Consider the following 15958-nt stretch of genomic DNA (forward strand, 5'->3'; position numbering starts at 1 on the left):
AAAACCCGCTTGCGCGGGCTTCTGTCGAATCTTGATGGAGGCCTGGGTCGGAATCGAACCGGCGTACACGGCTTTGCAGGCCGCTGCATGACCACTCTGCCACCAGGCCGTCTACCGCGAGGCACCCGCTTTGCGGCGAGCACGTCACTTAAAAAACAAAACCTCGGAGGGCCGAGGTTTCGTTGAAATCGTGGAGCGGGAAACGAGACTCGAACTCGCGACCCCGACCTTGGCAAGGTCGTGCTCTACCAACTGAGCTATTCCCGCACCGGAGACCGCGCATTTTAGGGATCGCGGCATCGATGTCAACTGTTTGTCGCAAACTTTCCCGCGCCGCCCGCCGATGCGGCCCGATTCTGCTCAATCCCTGAGCAATTTCGCGCAAGTCTGCTGAAATCTTGAACAAAATCGCCGCTTTCGCGACCTCGCCGCGTCCTACTGGTGGTCGCGCAGCACCGGCCAGGCCGCTCGTACGTACACGAACGCCGAATAGATCGTCAGGATCGCGGCGCCCACGAGCAGGTATTCGCCGATGCGGTACAGCCGCAGCTCGGAGAAATCGTGCTGATGCAGCAGCACCACGAGCGCGACCATCTGCACCACCGTCTTGACCTTGCCGACCAGCGCTACGCGCACGCGCGTGCGCTGCCCGATCTCGGCCATCCACTCGCGCAGCGCCGAGATGCTGATCTCGCGGCCGACGATCACCGCACTCGTCACCGCGAGCATCGGCGTCGGGTTCTGCTGTACGAGCAAAAACAGCGTCACCGCCACCATCAGCTTGTCGGCGACGGGATCGAGGAACGCGCCGAACGCCGACGTCAGCCCGTAGCGCCGCGCGATCCAGCCGTCGAGCCAGTCGGTCAGCGCCGCCGCGATGAAGATCGCCGCTGCGGCAAGGTTCGCGCCGCGAAACGGCAGGTAGAACACGACCACCATCACCGGCAGCAGCAGGATGCGGAACAGCGTCAAAATCGTCGGCAGGGTCAGGCGCATGTCGTCTGCATTGGGGGGCGGGCTGGCGGTGCGGGCCGAGTGTGACACGCGACTAGCAGTTCATCCATGGAACCGCGCATAGATGCGCTCGGCAAGGTCTCTGCTGACTCCTTTGACCCGCATGAGTTCCTCGACGCCCGCGTTGGCGATGCCGCCGAGGCCGCCGAAGTGCTTGAGCAGCGCGGCGCGCTTCTTCGCGCCGACGCCTTCGACTTCCTCGAGGCTGCTCTTTTCGCGCGCCTTCTCGCGGCGCTGGCGATGCCCCGTGATCGCGAAGCGATGCGCTTCGTCGCGCACCGCCTGGATCAGGTGCGACGCCGGCGAATCGGGGCCGGGCCACAGCGTGCGGCCCGAATCGCCGAGCACCAGCGTTTCGTGGCCCGATTTGCGCTCGCTGCCCTTGGCGACGCCGACCACGAGCACGCCGGTGACCGCAAGATCGGCCAGCACCGCAAGCGCCTGCGCGACCTGGCCCTTGCCGCCGTCGATCAGGAGCACGTCGGGCAGGTTGCCCTCGCCCGCCGCGAGCCGCTTGTAGCGGCGTTCGAGCGCCTGGTGCATCGCGGCGTAGTCGTCGCCGGGCTGGATGCCCGCAATGTTGAAACGTCGATATTGGGATTTTTCCGGCCCCTCGGGACCGAACACCACGCACGAGGCGACCGTCGCCTCGCCCATCGTGTGGCTGATGTCGAAGCACTCGATGCGCTGCGGTACTTCGTCGAGTTCCAGCAGTTCGCGCAGCGCCTCGAAGCGGTCGCGCACCGTCTGGTGGCTCGACAGGCGCAGCGCGAGCGCGGCGTCGGCGTTCTTGATCGCAAGTTCGAGGAACCGCGCGCGTTCGGAACGCACGCTCGCCTTGATCTCGACCGCGTGCCCGGCCTGCCCCGCGAGCGCTTCGGCGAGCAGCGCGCCCTCTTCGGGCGCGTGGCTGACGATGATCTCGGACGGCACCGGGCGGTCGAGGTAGTACTGCGCGACGAACGCGGCCATGACGTCGGCCTCGCTCGCGTCGAGCGGCAGCTTCGGGAAGTAGTCGCGCGAGCCCAGGCTGATGCCGTTGCGGAAGTACAGCACCGAGACGCACGCGAGACCGTTGCCGATGCGGCACGCGAGCACGTCCATGTCGGCGCTCGCGCCCTGCACGTAGTGCCGCGCGAGAATCTGCTTGAGCGTGCCGATCTGGTCGCGCACCGCCGCGGCGCGTTCGAATTCGAGCGCCTGGCTCGCGCGTTCCATGCGCGCGACGAGTTCGTCGATCACCGTCGTGCTCCTGCCTTCGAGGAACAGCGCCGCGTGGCGCACGCTCTGCGCATAGTCGTCGGGCTCGACGAGGCCGACGCACGGCGCGCTGCAGCGCTTGATCTGATACTGCAGGCACGGCCGCGAGCGATTCTTGAAGTAGCTGTCCTCGCACTGGCGCACGAGAAACAGCTTCTGCATGAGATTGAGGCTTTCGCGCACGGCCCACGCGCTCGGATACGGGCCGAAGTAGCGGCCCTTGCCGGTGCGCGCGCCGCGGTGGAACGTCATGCGCGGCACGTCGTCGCCGGTCGACAGAAAAATATACGGGTAGCTTTTGTCGTCGCGCAGCAGGATGTTGTAGCGCGGCTTGAGCGACTTGATCAGCTGCGCTTCGAGGATCAGCGCCTCGCCTTCGGTGCGCGTGAGCGTCACCTCGACGCGCGCGATCTGCGCGATCATCGCGTTGATGCGCGGTTCCAGGCGCGGCTTGAGAAAATAGCTGCCGACGCGCTTCTTGAGGTCGCGCGCCTTGCCGACGTAGAGCAGCTCGCCGCCCGCGTCGATCATGCGATAGACGCCCGGCGAGCCGGTGAGGTTGCGGACGAAGGCCTTGCCGTCGAACGGAACGGCGGGGTTCTGCGGTTCTTCCATCGGTCGATTGTAGTGCGGCGCCGCGGCCGGATCGTGCCCTGATTGGGGCCCGCGGCCGCGTTGCAAGCCCCGGCCTACTCCCCGACCGGTATCCGCGTGCACGTGCCGTTGAAATCGACGCGGACGATTTCGTGCGCGTTGGTGTTGGCGATCCACAGCGCGCCGCCGCCGAGGCTGATGCCTTCGGGCTCGTGGAAGCGGTACGGCAGGTTGAACGCGCGCACTTCGCCGGTCTTGATGTTCAGCGCCTTGAGCTTGCTGTTGTAGCTGTCGGCGATGAACACGATGCCGCGCGGATCGACGCACAGCCCCAGCGGGTGCTGCAAGCGTACGTCTTCGCGCTTGCCCGCGCTGTCGCCGAAGTCCCACGGGCCGTGGCCGATGATCGTCGTGACGCGGCGGTCCGAGAAGCGCACCGCGCGGATCGCGCCCGCGCCCGCGTCGGCCACGAGCAATGCGTGCGCGAGCACGCCGACGCCGCTCGGCTGCGCGAAGCTCGCATACGCGCCCTCGCCGTCGTCGATGCCGAAGCGCCCGCTGCCGGCGAGGATGTCGAGGCTGCGCCGGGTCAGATCCAGATCCCACACCTGGTGCTGGCCCGACACCGTGAAGTACACATGTTCGTTGTGGACCGCGACGTCGACCGGCGCGCACATCGCGACGGCGGCGGGATCGGGGTGGTTCTGCGGTCGTTCGCGGCCGAGCTTGCCGGTGCCGGCGACGGTATCGACGTCGCCGCTGAGAATGCGCACGCGACGGATCGCGTGGTTGCCGGTGTCGGCGATGTACAGCACGTCCTTGCCGAACGCGAGGCCCTGCGGCGACGACAGGCCGCAGTCGATCAGGCGTCCGTCCCAGTAGCCGGCGTTGCCGGAACCGAACTGGCGCAGGATGCGGCCCTCGTGCGTCGTTTCGAGCACGCGGTGGTGCGCCGTGTCGGCGATGTACAGGTGCTTTTCGTTGGCGATCACGCGCGCCGGAAACGCCAGCGGCAGCCGCGGCTCGGGCCGCGACACGGCCGGCCACGGCTCGTAGATGCGGATGTCGCGCTGCGTCGCCTCGTCGAGCAGGCTCGCCACGCGGCGGTCGATTTCCTGGCGCCGCCCCTCGCCGGTGTACAGGCCCGCGAGGCGGCCTTCGGCATCGAGCAGCACGACGCTCGGCCACGCGCGCACGCCGAACTGCTGCCACAGCACGAAGCCGGGATCGCTCGCCACGGGATGGCGCAGGTGATGGCGGTTGACCGCCTTGAGCACGGCGCGCGTGTCGCGCTGGCTCGTGTATTTGGGCGTGTGCACGCCGATCACGCAGAGGCCGTCGTGATAGCGGTTCTCAAGCCACGCGAGGTCGGCCAGGAGGTTGACGCAGTTGATGCAGTCGAACGTCCAGAAATAGATCAGCGTGACGCGGCCGTGCAGGTTCACCGGGCTCGGCGCGTGCGGCGTGTTGACCCATTCCAGGCCGGCCGGGAATTCGAAGGCTTCGGTGACTGCGCTCATGCGGGCGGCTCGTTCCGGGGAGCCGATTATGCGCGCGCGGCGTGCTTCGCCAACAGCGCCCGGGCCACGTGTTCGGCGAGGTCGATCACCTGTTCGAAGCCGGCGGCGCTGCCGTAGTACGGATCGGGCACTTCGCGCGGCGACGCGACGCCGGCGAATTCGAGCGCCAGCGCGACCTGCGCGGTCGCGTCGGCCGGCCGGCGGCGTTCGATCTCGCGCAGGTTGGCCGCGTCTGCCGCGAGCAGCGCGTCGTAGCGGCGGAAGTCGTCGCGATGCAGCTGGCGCGCGCGATGCGCCGCGAGCGCGTAGCCGCGGCGCTGCGCCGAGGCGACCGTGCGCGGATCGGCGCCCTCGCCGACGTGCCAGTCGCCGGTGCCGGCCGATTCGATCGTCCAGTCGAGGTTCGCGCGGCGCGCGTGTTCGGCGACGACGGCCGCGAGCACCGGCGAGCGGCAGATGTTGCCGAGGCAGACGAACAGGATCTTCATGCGCGCGCCCGAAACCACGCGTCGACGCGCGCGAGATCTTCTTCGGTGTCGACGCCGGCCGGAAACGCCTCCGGCGTCACGTCGAGGGCGATGCGATACCCGTGTTCGAGCACACGCAGCTGCTCGAGCGATTCGGCGGTTTCGAGCGGCGTGCGCGCGAGCGTCGTGTAGCGGCGCAGAAACCCGGCCCGGTACGCGTAGATGCCGATATGACGCAGGAACGGCACGCCGGCCGGAAGCGCGTCGCGCGTCGCGGCGAACGCGTCGCGCGCCCACGGCGCCGGCGCGCGCGTGAAGTACAGCGCGTGGCCGCCGGCCGCCACGACCTTCACGCAGTTCGGGTTGAAGAGCTCGGCCGCGTCGGCGATCGGCGTCGCGAGCGTCGCCATCGGCGCGTCGCTCGCGGCGAGGATTTCGGCCACGTGGCGTACGCCGCTCGGCGGCGCCAGCGGTTCGTCGCCCTGCAGGTTCACCACGAGCGTTTCGTCGGACCAGCCCATCTGCTCGACACATTCGGCGAGGCGGTCGCTGCCCGAGGCGTGGTCGGCGCGCGTCATGCAGACGATGACGTCGTGGTCGGACAAGGCTTCGGCGATGCGCGCGTCGTCGGTCGCGACGATGACCTGCGCCGCGCCGGCTTCGACGGCACGGCGCGCGACGTGCACGATCATCGGCACGCCGGCGATCGGGCGCAGCGGCTTGCCCGGCAGGCGCGTGGCGCCGTAGCGGGCGGGAATGGCGACGACGAAGGGAACCTGGCTCATAGGCGCGGCGGCTGGCGGAGAGGCCGCACAGTGTAGCGATGCGAGTGGTTCCGCGCCGCGCGCCGAACGTGGCGCTGTCGCGGACGCCGGCCGGCACGTAGAATTGCACGGTTTTTCGTCTACGGAAGAGCCGTGACCGCCCCCGCCGACGCCGCCTTTCCCGGCGCGTCAACCGCAACACCGATGGTGCGCGCCGCGCTGTTCATGGTCGCCAGCGCCGTGCTGTTCGGCCTCATGGCCGTCACGATCCGCCTCGCCTCCAAGCAGCTGCACGCGTTCGAGATCGCGTTCTTCCGCAGCGCGTTCGGGTTTCTGTTCGCCGCGCCGCTGCTCCTGCGCCACGGCTTTGCGATCCTGCGCACCGACAAGCTGCGCTTCTACGTGCTGCGCTGCGTGATCGGCATCGTGTCGATGCTCGCCGGCTTCTGGGCGATCGTGCACCTGCCGCTCGCGCAGGCGATTTCGCTGTCGTATTCGACGCCGCTGTTCGTAACGATCGGCGCGGTGCTGTTTCTCGGCGAAGTCGTGCGCGTGCGGCGCTGGACCGCGGTGCTCGTGGGCTTTCTCGGCGTGCTCGTGATCGTGCGCCCGTTCGGCACCGATTTCACGACCGGCAGCCTCGTGGCGCTGCTCGCCGCCGCGATGAGCGGCACGGTGACGATCAGCATCAAGGTGCTCTCGCGCACCGAATCGCCGGACGCGATCGTCCTCATCACCACGCTGCTGTGGGTCGTGCTCGCGCTGCCGGCGGCGATTCCGGTCTGGCAGTGGCCGAACGCCGAATCCTGGCTGTGGGTGTTCCTGGCCGGCGGATTCGGCACGATCGCGCACATGTGCTGGACGCGCGCGCTGTCGCTGGGCGAAGTGTCGGCGCTGACGCCGCTGAGTTTTCTGCAGCTGCCGGTGGTCGTTTTCGCCGCCTGGCTGCTGTTCGGCGAAAACCTCGACCTTTGGACCGGCATCGGCGCCGGCATCATCGTCGCCAGCAACGTCTACATCGCGCATCGCGAAACGCGTCTGGCACGGCCGCAGGCGACCGATCCGCAGGCCGCGGCGGCGGCGGCGGAGCGCAGCGGGTCGTAGCCGGCGCGAAAAACGCGGAATTATTTGCGCGATCGCAAGAAATAGTGGCGTTCAGTCATTGCTCCGAAACGAACTGATCGGGACAATGGGCGCTCCTACCCGGAGAATGCCTTTGAGCACTGCCGCCCGCCCGCAAGACCCGACCGCGCAACTGCGCCAGTTGGCCGCCCGTTTCGCCAAGCCCCATCTCGGGCGAGCGACGTGGCAACTCGCCAATACGGTGATCCCGTTTCTCGCGGTCTGGGCGCTGATGGCGTGGAGCGTCGTCGCGGGCTGGAGCTACGGCTGGACTCTGCTCCTCGCGCTGCCGGCCTCGGGCCTGTACGTGCGCACCTTCATCATCCAGCACGACTGCGGCCACGGTTCGTACTTCGTCAACACGCGCACGAACGACCTCGTCGGGCGCTGCCTCGGCGTGATCACGCTGTTTCCGTACGGCTACTGGCGCAAGACGCACGCGATCCACCACGGCACGTCGGGCAATCTCGACCGTCGCGAAGTGGGCGACATCGTCACGCTCACCGTCGAGGAATACCGCGCGCGGCCGTGGTTCGGCCGCATGCTGTATCGGCTGTACCGCTCCACGCCGGTGCTGCTCGGCATCGGCCCGTTCTACCAGTTCGTGATCAAGCATCGCTTTCCGTTCGACATGCCGTTCTCGTGGAAGAAGGAATGGGCGAGCGTGCTGATCAACAACGCGGTGCTGGCCGTCGCCGCGATCGCGCTGGGCTGGCTGATCGGCTGGAAAACGCTCGTGCTCGTGCACCTGCCGATCATCCTGATCGCCGGCGCGCTCGGCGTATGGCTGTTCTACGTGCAGCACACGTTCGAGGATGCGTACTGGGCGCGCAAGGAAAACTGGTGCTCCGAGAAAGCGGCGATTGCCGGCAGCTCGTACTACGACCTGCCGCGCGTGGTGCACTGGTTCACCGGCAACATCGGCTATCACCACCTGCACCACCTCGCGAGCCGCATCCCCAACTACCGCCTGCGCGAAGCGTTCGAGTCGAGCCCGCTGCTGCAGCAGGCGCCGCGCCTGACCATCTGGAGCAGTTTCAAGAGCCTGCGCATGAAGCTGTGGTGCGAAAAAACGCAGCGGATGGTCGGGTTTCCGAAACGCGCGCAACAGGCCTGATGCATTGGGTTCTGCAGGAGACCCTGTTCCGCGAGCACGAATGGGAAGCGCTCGTCGGCTGCCTCGAGCGGCACGCGATTCCCTATTCCGTCCATAAAGTGGTGCCGTTCGCGGGCACGCTCGTGCCCGCCGCCGAGCCGCGGCACGGCAAGGTCGTCTGCTTCGGCTCGTACTCGATGCGGCATTCCGCGCGCGCGAACGGCTGGACGCCCGGCGTCTACGATCTGTACGCGTGCGACTATCTCGTGCAGCGCGAGCGCTGGGGCGCGCAGCGGATGCTCAACGGCGACAGCGTCGTCGTCGCGTTCAAGGACGCGCGACTCGACCGGCCCGCGTTCGTACGGCCGGTCGACGACAGCAAATACTTCGCCGGCGCCGTGTTCGAACCCGACGCGTTCAATGCGTGGGTGCGCAAGGTCGCCGTGCTCGACGAAGACGTCGGCAGTTCGCTGACCGGCGATACGCGGGTGCAGATCTGCGCGCCGAAGACGATCTACGCCGAATACCGGTTCTGGGTCGTCGACGGCGACATCGTCACGCAGTCGGTGTACCGGCGCGGCGGCAAGTCGTACTTCGCGAGCGACGTCGACGAACGCTGCGCCGCGTACGTGCGCGAGATCGTCGCGATCTGGCAACCGGCGCGCGCGTTCGTCGTCGACATCGGCGACACGCCGGACGGCCTGCGCATCGTGGAGATCAATACGATCAACGCGGCCGGCTTCTATGCGGGCGACATCCAGGCGATCGTGCTGGCGCTCGAAGCGCTGGAGAACTGACGCGCTTCAGCCTTTCGCGGCGAACACCGCGGCGCGGCCCGCCTCGTCGAGCAGACGCCACTGCCCCGCCGCGAGATCGCCCAGATCGAACCCGCCGATCGCGCTGCGGTGCAACGCTTCGACGTGATTGCCGACCGCCGCGAACATCCGCCGCACCTGGTGGTAGCGCCCCTCGTCGAGTGTCAGGCGCGCGCGGCGAGCGCCGAGCACGTCGAGTCGCGCGGGCAGTAGCGGCGTCTTTTCCGATTCGAGCATCAGCGTGCCCGACGCGAAGATCGCCGCCTCGTCGCCGCGCAGATCCTGCGCGAGCGTCGCTTCGTATACCTTGGCAATATTCGACTTCGGCGAAATGATCCGGTGCAGCAGCGCGCCGTCGTCGGTCATCAGGAGCAGGCCCGACGTGTCGCGGTCGAGCCGCCCGACCGTCGACAGCACGGGATTGCGATAGCGAAAGCGCGCCGGCAGCAGGTCGTACACGAGCCGCCCGGCGTCGCGCGTCGAGCAGGTGTAGCCGGTCGGCTTGTTGAGCGCGATCAGCATGCCGGCCGCGGGATCGAGCGGTTCGCCGTCGCAGCGGATGTCGGCGTGCGCGATGCGCGCGTCTTCGTCGATCGCGTTGCCGGCGGCGTCGGTGAACGCGCCGTCGCGCAGCATCGCCGTCACTTCCTTGCGGCTGCCGTAGCCGAGATTCGCCAGCAGTCGGACGAGTTTCATGCCGCTCCCTTCGTAGCGCCGATCACCTTGAAGCCTTGTTCGTCGGCGAGCACGTCGCGCGTCGCGAAGTGCTCGGCCAGCGTACGTTCGTACGGCAGATGCCGGTTCGCGACCAGCAGCAGACGGCCGCCGGGCCGCAACGCCGCCGCGGCCGCGCGCACGAACGCCTGGCCGAGCTCCGGCAGGTCGGCGCGGCCGGTCGCGTGGAACGGCGGATTGGTCACGACGAAATCGTAGCGGCGCGAAAGGCCCCGCGCGACGTCGTGCCAGCGAAAGTCGAACGCGATGCGCGGCGCGTACTCGGCAAGATTTTCGCGCGCGAGATCGAGCGCCATCGCCTGCGCCTCGTACAGATCGAGCGCGGCGACGCCGGCGCAGCGGCGCGCGACTTCGCTCGCGAGATACCCGTAGCCGCTGCCGAGATCGGCGCCGTGCCCGGCGAGATCGACCGGCAGATGCGCGGCGAGCAGCGCCGAGGCGGCGTCGATGCGATCCCACGCGAACACGCCGGGCCGGCTCAGATAGCGCCCGTCGGCGATGCGCTGCGGCGCGGCGGCGTCGGTCCAGGCGTCGGCCAGCGTGGTATCGACGCGCGCGGGGTCGAGGTCGGTCCAGAACGCGCGACAGCGGTGCTTGGACAGTGAACCCGCGGCGCCGAACAGCGCCTTGAAGTCGGACTCGGCCGAACGCGCGCCTTCGTCGTTCGCGACGCTCGCGACGATGCGCGCGCCGGGCGCGGCGCGGCGCAGCGCGCGCACGAGATCGGCGCGCGATTCGACGCGCTGGCGCGGGGGCAGCAGCCAGACTTGGTCGAAGCCGTTCGCTTTGTCGCCGACGCGCGACACGACGTCGATACCGGCCTGCATCAGCACGTCGGCATGCGGCTTGAAGCCCTGCTCGCAGACGGGCTTGCCGTGCGTGGCGCGCCACAGCGCGAATGCGACGCCGTCGCGCGCGCGCAGGAACAGCGGGCGCCGCGCGGGCGGCGCTTCGGCGACGGCGAGGAACAGGGTTTCGAGGGCGGGGTCGGTCAAGGCGATGCGCCAGGGTTGGACTCCCTCTCCCCCGCGCTTGCGCGGGGGAGAGGGTCGGGGTGAGGGGGAGGTGCCACGGCCTTCGTCGAGATCGAGGAAGTGCGGAGCGTCGCCCCCTCACCCTCGCCCTCTCCCCAAGCGAGCTTGGGGGCGAGGGAATCAACCCACCTTCCGCGCAAACTTCCCTTCCACATACTTCTCCAGCACCCCGACGAACTCCTGCGCGATGTTTTCGCCGCGCAGCGTCATCGTCTTCACGCCGTCGACGAACACCGGCGCCGACGGCGCCTCGCCCGTGCCCGGCAGCGAAATGCCGATGTTCGCGTGCTTGGATTCGCCCGGTCCGTTGACCACGCAGCCCATCACCGCGAGCGTGAGGTTTTCGACGCCGTCGTACTGGATGCGCCATTCCGGCATGCGCGCGCGAACGTGATCCTGCACCGTCTTGGCCAGTTCCTGGAAGAACGTGCTCGTCGTGCGTCCGCAGCCCGGGCACGCCGTGACGAGCGGCGTGAACGCGCGCAGGCCCATCGTCTGCAAAAGTTCCTGCGCGACGATCACCTCGCGCGTGCGCGACTCCTGCGGCTCGGGCGTCAGCGAAATGCGGATCGTGTCGCCGATGCCCTCCTGCATCAGCACCGCGAGCGCCGCGCTCGACGCGACGATGCCCTTCGAGCCGATGCCCGCTTCGGTGAGGCCCAGGTGCAGCGCGTAGTCGCTGCGCGCGGCGAGATCGCGGTACACGGCGATGAGCTCCTGCACGCCCGACACCTTGCACGACAGCACGATGCGCTCGCGCGCGAGCCCCAGTTCCTCGGCGCGCGCGGCCGAGTCGAGCGCCGAGCGGATCAGCGCCTCGCGCATCACGCGCGGCGCGTCCCACGGTTCGGCGCGCGCGTGGTTCTCGTCCATCATGCGCGCCAGCAGTTCCTGGTCGAGCGAGCCCCAGTTCGCGCCGATGCGCACGGCCTTGCCGTGCCGTATCGCCAGCTCCACGATCGTGGAGAACTGCACGTCTTTCTTTTTGCCGAAACCCACATTGCCCGGATTGATGCGGTATTTCGCGAGCGCCGTCGCCGCGGCCGGCTCGTGGGTCAGGAGCTGATGCCCGTTGTAGTGGAAGTCGCCGATCAGCGGCACGCCCACGCCCATCATGTCGAGGCGTTCGCGAATGCGCGGCACGGCTTCGGCGGCCTCCGGCGTGTTGACGGTGATGCGCACGAGCTCGGAGCCGGCGCGCCACAGTTCGGCGACCTGCTTCGTCGTCCCTGCGACGTCGGCCGTATCGGTGTTCGTCATCGACTGCACGACGATCGGCGCGCGACCGCCGACCCTGACGCCGGCGATGTCGACGCCGACGCTGCCGCGGCGCGGTTCTGTCGAGGCGGCGCGGACTTCGGTTGCGTTGTTCATGGAGCGGGTTTCGTTGAGGCCAACGCGCTATGGTACCTCAGCCGCCGGTCCCGTCCGCCGGTTCGGCCTGGTGTTCGTCTTCGGCCGCCTCGGCTTCCGCCAGTTCCTCGGGCGTCGGCGCGCGGCCGATCAGCACGCGCTGATACGCGTTGCTCGCGTCGACGACGCTGACGTCGCCCAGGCGCGCGACGCTCGCCTGCCCTTCCCAGTCGAGCGGGTCGGCCGGCCGCGTCAGTTCCAGCTCGTGCGCATTGCGGTCGAACAGGTGCGGCGCGAGCACCGTCAGCGCGTGTTCGCCGTCCTGGTCGAGCAGGAGGATGCCGCGCATCGCCGCGCGCACCTGCCCGCCCGCGTCGAAGCTCGACAGGCCGACCGGCTGCGCGCGGCGCGCGAGCAGTTCGACGCCCGCGTCGACCGCGTCGTCGTCGTCGACGCGGATCCAGCGGATCACGCCGACCATCCAGTCCTGCGGCTCGTCCTCGTCGACGACGGGCGCGAGACCCACGAGTTCGCCGACCTTGGCGCGCGCGACGTCACCCTTTTCCCAGACGAGCCGGTAGCCGCCGAGGCTCTGGTCGAGCACCTTCGCACGCTGCACGGTCGGGCGCGCCTCGGTCGACTGGCTCGCCCACGGCGCGACCGAGTCGCGCTCGGACAGGCTGATGGCCTGCCCGCGCACGCGGCGCAGGAACGCGTCGAAATCCTCGTTGCCGGCCAATACGTAATGCAGGCCGTGCAGGCCGATCACCGTATCGAGCGCGTGACCGGCGGCGAGGCGTGCATGGCCGCGCTCGGCGCTGCCGGCCCAGCTGCGCATCAGCCGTTCGACGAAATGCCGCCGCGCCTGTACCGGCGGGCCGCCCTTGAGCCGGAAACTGACGATGTCGGCGCCGGGCGGCAGCAGCCGCAGATGCGCATCGACCGTCGCATGCACCGGCTGCGGATCGAACGCGAGCAGGCCCTCGGCCGCCGCTTCGCGCTCTTCGGGCACGTAGCCGGGCCCCTGGTCGAGTTCGATGTGCACGGCGAACGCCCCGCCGCCGGCGCGCGCGCCGCCGACCCGGCAGAACGGCGCCCAGGCACGCGTCAGCGCGAACAGATCGCCCATTTCTCGCTGCGTATAGCGGTACGGATTGCACAGCGCGAGCAGCAGCGCATGCGCATAGGCCTGACCCGCCGACAGTTCCGAACCGCCGAGCAGCGGATCGGTCACGGGCTTGTCGTCGATGCGCAGCGTCGCGGCGATCACGTAGCAGTCGTGGATGCGCTGCCAGACGCCGACCGGCGGCGTGTGGTACAGCACGTAGCTTTTCGCGAGCAGCGAGCCCATGTGCTGCAGCGCCCGCACCGCGGCGAGCGCGACCGATTTTCCCTTGAGAAACGGCACCTTGCCGGCCGGCGCGCAGAAGTCGAACAGCGCCTGGCCGTAGCCTTGCGCGAGTTCGCGTTCGAAATCCTGGATGCTGCGCGCGAGCTGCAGCTTCGCCGGCGGCAGCGGAAAGCTTTCGATCAGCACTTGGCGGTCGAGCGAACCGACCACCTGCTCGACCGGGCCGCGCAGGATTTCCAGCGCGTCGAGCCGCTGCTGCGGATCGATGCGCAGGCGGTTCATCAGCATCAGCGCGTCGAGCAGCTGGCGCATGGTCGCCTGCGGATTGGCCAGCGGCAGATGCGACAGCCACGCGCGCAGCGACTTCGCGTCGGTCGCGAAATCGTTCTTGGCCGGCGCGTGCCGCTCGGGCCAGTCGGCGGCGAGGCGGTGGAACAACTCGTTCATCGCTCGATTCCTTGCCCCCTGCGAGGGCTTGCAAGTTTAGAGCCCGATGACGGCCTTTGGATTAAAACCGTGTCACAAGGTATGGCTACAACGGTTCGGACGACCGCAAACCCAGCAGCACGAGTCCGCGGTTCAGCTTCGCGGCGAAACCTTCGGGTCGCGCCAGATCCATGCGTTCGAGCCGCGGCAGTTCGGCCGGCGTCGGCGCACCTTGCACGAGCGCGCGCAACGCGAGCGTGATGCGGCCGATACGCGATGCGCCGTGCCGCTTGAGCCATTGCAGCGCGCCGAGCAGCGCGCGTTCGTCCGGCGTGAAGTCGGAACCGAACGGAAACGCGTCGAACAACCCGCGCGCCCGGTACGGCGCGAGCGTCGCGGCGATGCGTTCGGGCGTGTTCGCGCGCCAGGCGTCCGGCACGCGGAAATCGCGCGCGAGCTTGCCGGCGTGCTGCGCCTCGGCCACCAGCCAGTCGAGAAAGCGCGCGTCGGTGATCGCGAGCATCGCCTGCACGCATTCCTCGTCCGACCGGCCGCGCAGGTCGGCGATGCCGTATTCGGTGATGTAGACGTCGCGCAGATGCCGCGGAATCGTCGTGTGGCCGTAGTTCCACAGGATGTTCGAGCGCACCACCCCGGCGCTTTCGCGCGTGGACCGCAGCAGCAGTGCCGAGCGGCCGTCGCGCAGCGCGTGCGCCATCGCGACGAAGTTGTACTGCCCGCCGACGCCCGAGACGACACGGCCGTCGGCGAGCGCGTCCGACGCGGCGGCGCCGAGCGCGGTCGCCATCATCGTCGTATTGAAGAAGCGCGCCTCGCGCCGCTGCAGCGCGTCGAGCGTTTCGCGGCCGCCGTAGATCTGGTTGATGTCCGACACGCGCGTCATCGACAGGCCGTCGAAATCGTCGCCCGAGAGCCCCCCGAGCCAGCGGTAGAACTCGTTCGAACCGAGATAGAACGCGCCGCGCAGATAGCGTCCGTCGCGCAGCCGCCGGCCGGTCATGACGCGGCCGAGCGCCGCGCGCGCCTGCAGCTCCGACAGGTCGGCCGCGATCCGCGCGCCGTCGGGCAGCACCACGCCGTCGCCATCGAGGCGGCAGCCGTCCGGCAACACCCCGGCGCGCATGAGCCGCGCCAGTTCCGCCGAATCGATGCGCGCCGGCAGCGCGCCGCCGGCATACAGCCGTTCGGCGTCGCCGGTCTTCAGCTGCTCGCCGATCAGCCCCTCGGCCAGCGCCTGTTCGAGCGCGAAGTCGTCGAAGACGCGGCGCTTCAGAATGCCGCCGCGCACGAGGTGCATGAAGCCGTCCATGACCATTTCGCTCGCGCCGTACAGCCCGCGCACGAACGTGTCGAGCCCGCCGACGCGCGCGACGAGCGCGTGCGGGCCGCCGAGGCCGTCGACGAGCTCGCGATACGCCACATTGTTTTTTTGTCGCAAAAGTAACGCGTGGACAAGTGCATCCGACAGCGCGCCGATGCCGATCTGCAGCGTGCCGCCGTCGCGCACGAGCGTCGACGCGTGCAGGCCGAGCGCGAACTCGGCGTCGTTCACCGGCTCGCGCGGCAGCGCGAACAGCGCGTGGTCGCAGGCCGGGTCGTCGAGCACGATGTCGAAGAATTCGGCCGCGATCTCGGCCTCGTTGCCGACGTACGGCAGGCGCGGATGCACCACGCCGACGACGAGCGGTCGCGGCCGGCCGTGCGCGGCCATTTCGTCGAGGATGTCGAGCGTCACGTCGGGATTGCAGGCGAGGCTCAGGCGCTCGCGCCCGTTCTCGACGCGCCGCGCGATCATCTGCACGATCACGTTGATGCCGGTGTCGGCGAGGTCGCGCGCGACGTGCGTGTAGTTGAGGCTCGCGTAGTCGCGCTGCGCCGAATCGACGCCGACGAGCGCGCCCGACTGCACGTAGAACTCGGTCACGCGCACGTTCGGCGGCAGCGCCTTGCGGGCGCGAGCGAGCGCGTAGTCGAGATCGGGATAGTCCGCGCCGAACTGGCGCTCGACGAGGGGGCCGAGAAAACGCCGTTCGAGATCGGACTTGGGGCGTGGCCTCGTCAGCGACAGCGCGGTGTAGAGGTGCAGGTGCCGCGCGGGATCGGCCTCGACCGCGCGGTAGATCGCGTTGAGCAGCACGTTGGGCTTGCCGAGTCCGAGGGGCGCCGCGACGCGCAGCGTGCTGCCGCAATGGGCCAGGATGCCGGCCGTCGTCTGCGCTACCTGTCCGTGTCGCTCGACTTGCCGCATCTCAGTCCTTTGATTCCCGGGGCGGGTTTTTCGGGGGTTGCGAGCGAGTATGATCGGAACCGCGCGGGACTGTCATCGGTATTTTGCGCGTTCGCGCCGGCAACGCCGGTGCGTCGCCTGACGCCCGTCGCGACGTTT

13 protein-coding genes and 2 tRNA genes are annotated in these 15958 nt (G+C 68.9%); 3 read left to right on the plus strand and 12 right to left on the minus strand.

Annotated elements, in window-relative coordinates; all coding sequences use genetic code 11:
• Positions 1 to 35 precede the first annotated feature (35 nt).
• The 7 genes from OD750_RS07260 to kdsB form a co-directional block, all read right to left on the minus strand.
• A tRNA-Cys gene (locus OD750_RS07260) sits at positions 36 to 109 on the minus strand.
• 82 nt (positions 110 to 191) lie between these two features.
• Positions 192 to 267 (minus strand) — tRNA-Gly (locus tag OD750_RS07265).
• Between the two features lie 168 nt (positions 268 to 435).
• Positions 436 to 996, minus strand: coding sequence for a CDP-diacylglycerol--glycerol-3-phosphate 3-phosphatidyltransferase (pgsA, locus tag OD750_RS07270; protein ID WP_263543837.1), 561 nt, complete (start codon positions 994 to 996; stop codon positions 436 to 438).
• 60 nt (positions 997 to 1056) lie between these two features.
• Entirely contained in the window at positions 1057 to 2889 is a 1833-nt protein-coding gene (gene uvrC / locus OD750_RS07275) for an excinuclease ABC subunit UvrC (protein ID WP_263543838.1), read from the minus strand.
• Positions 2890 to 2963: 74 nt separating this feature from the next.
• Positions 2964 to 4388: a thioredoxin-like domain-containing protein gene (locus OD750_RS07280; RefSeq protein ID WP_263543839.1), complete on the minus strand. Its 1425-nt coding sequence runs from the start codon at positions 4386 to 4388 to the stop codon at positions 2964 to 2966.
• 26 nt (positions 4389 to 4414) lie between these two features.
• Entirely contained in the window at positions 4415 to 4876 is a 462-nt protein-coding gene (locus OD750_RS07285; RefSeq protein WP_263543840.1) for a low molecular weight protein-tyrosine-phosphatase, read from the minus strand.
• Positions 4873 to 5640: a 3-deoxy-manno-octulosonate cytidylyltransferase gene (gene kdsB / locus OD750_RS07290; RefSeq protein WP_263543841.1), complete on the minus strand. Its 768-nt coding sequence runs from the start codon at positions 5638 to 5640 to the stop codon at positions 4873 to 4875. Before kdsB ends, OD750_RS07285 begins: the two co-directional genes overlap by 4 nt.
• 183 nt (positions 5641 to 5823) lie before the next feature.
• On the opposite strand from kdsB, the gene OD750_RS07295 reads away from it, so the two are divergent.
• The 3 genes from OD750_RS07295 to OD750_RS07305 all read left to right on the plus strand — a co-directional run bounded on the left by OD750_RS07295 (position 5824) and on the right by OD750_RS07305 (position 8634).
• Positions 5824 to 6723: a DMT family transporter gene (locus tag OD750_RS07295; RefSeq protein WP_263543882.1), complete on the plus strand. Its 900-nt coding sequence runs from the start codon at positions 5824 to 5826 to the stop codon at positions 6721 to 6723.
• A gap of 112 nt (positions 6724 to 6835) precedes the next feature.
• Positions 6836 to 7858 carry a fatty acid desaturase gene (locus tag OD750_RS07300; protein ID WP_263543842.1) on the plus strand — a complete coding sequence of 341 codons (1023 nt, stop codon included), beginning with the start codon at positions 6836 to 6838 and terminating at the stop codon, positions 7856 to 7858.
• Positions 7858 to 8634 (plus strand): ATP-grasp domain-containing protein, encoded by a 777-nt coding sequence (locus tag OD750_RS07305; RefSeq protein ID WP_263543843.1) that lies wholly within the window; start codon positions 7858 to 7860, stop codon positions 8632 to 8634. The genes OD750_RS07300 and OD750_RS07305 overlap by 1 nt, the downstream gene beginning before the upstream one ends.
• A 6-nt stretch (positions 8635 to 8640) precedes the next feature.
• Here OD750_RS07305 and OD750_RS07310 read toward each other — a convergent pair whose 3' ends face one another.
• From OD750_RS07310 to OD750_RS07330, 5 genes are all read right to left on the minus strand, one after another.
• Entirely contained in the window at positions 8641 to 9348 is a 708-nt protein-coding gene (locus tag OD750_RS07310) for a pseudouridine synthase (protein WP_263543844.1), read from the minus strand.
• Entirely contained in the window at positions 9345 to 10382 is a 1038-nt protein-coding gene (locus OD750_RS07315; protein WP_263543845.1) for a class I SAM-dependent methyltransferase, read from the minus strand. Before OD750_RS07315 ends, OD750_RS07310 begins: the two co-directional genes overlap by 4 nt.
• Positions 10383 to 10541: 159 nt before the next feature.
• Positions 10542 to 11795: a flavodoxin-dependent (E)-4-hydroxy-3-methylbut-2-enyl-diphosphate synthase gene (ispG, locus tag OD750_RS07320; RefSeq protein WP_263543846.1), complete on the minus strand. Its 1254-nt coding sequence runs from the start codon at positions 11793 to 11795 to the stop codon at positions 10542 to 10544.
• A gap of 37 nt (positions 11796 to 11832) precedes the next feature.
• Positions 11833 to 13572 carry a hypothetical protein gene (locus OD750_RS07325; protein ID WP_263543847.1) on the minus strand — a complete coding sequence of 580 codons (1740 nt, stop codon included), beginning with the start codon at positions 13570 to 13572 and terminating at the stop codon, positions 11833 to 11835.
• Between the two features lie 85 nt (positions 13573 to 13657).
• Complete coding sequence (locus tag OD750_RS07330) at positions 13658 to 15820, minus strand: acetyl-CoA hydrolase/transferase C-terminal domain-containing protein (protein WP_263543848.1); 2163 nt, start codon at positions 15818 to 15820, stop codon at positions 13658 to 13660.
• Positions 15821 to 15958 lie beyond the last annotated feature (138 nt).

The sequence above is a fragment of the Tahibacter soli genome (assembly GCF_025717065.2).
Lineage (GTDB): Bacteria > Pseudomonadota > Gammaproteobacteria > Xanthomonadales > Rhodanobacteraceae > Tahibacter > Tahibacter soli.

Coding starts and splice junctions, on each gene's coding strand:
- pgsA (WP_263543837.1), bottom strand. CDS start 996: ATGCGCCTGACCCTGCCGACGATTTTGACGCTGTTCCGCATCCTGCTG.
- uvrC (WP_263543838.1), bottom strand. CDS start 2,889: ATGGAAGAACCGCAGAACCCCGCCGTTCCGTTCGACGGCAAGGCCTTC.
- OD750_RS07280 (WP_263543839.1), bottom strand. CDS start 4,388: ATGAGCGCAGTCACCGAAGCCTTCGAATTCCCGGCCGGCCTGGAATGG.
- OD750_RS07285 (WP_263543840.1), bottom strand. CDS start 4,876: ATGAAGATCCTGTTCGTCTGCCTCGGCAACATCTGCCGCTCGCCGGTG.
- kdsB (WP_263543841.1), bottom strand. CDS start 5,640: ATGAGCCAGGTTCCCTTCGTCGTCGCCATTCCCGCCCGCTACGGCGCC.
- OD750_RS07295 (WP_263543882.1), top strand. CDS start 5,824: ATGGTGCGCGCCGCGCTGTTCATGGTCGCCAGCGCCGTGCTGTTCGGC.
- OD750_RS07305 (WP_263543843.1), top strand. CDS start 7,858: ATGCATTGGGTTCTGCAGGAGACCCTGTTCCGCGAGCACGAATGGGAA.
- OD750_RS07310 (WP_263543844.1), bottom strand. CDS start 9,348: ATGAAACTCGTCCGACTGCTGGCGAATCTCGGCTACGGCAGCCGCAAG.
- ispG (WP_263543846.1), bottom strand. CDS start 11,795: ATGAACAACGCAACCGAAGTCCGCGCCGCCTCGACAGAACCGCGCCGC.
- OD750_RS07325 (WP_263543847.1), bottom strand. CDS start 13,572: ATGAACGAGTTGTTCCACCGCCTCGCCGCCGACTGGCCCGAGCGGCAC.
- OD750_RS07330 (WP_263543848.1), bottom strand. CDS start 15,820: ATGCGGCAAGTCGAGCGACACGGACAGGTAGCGCAGACGACGGCCGGC.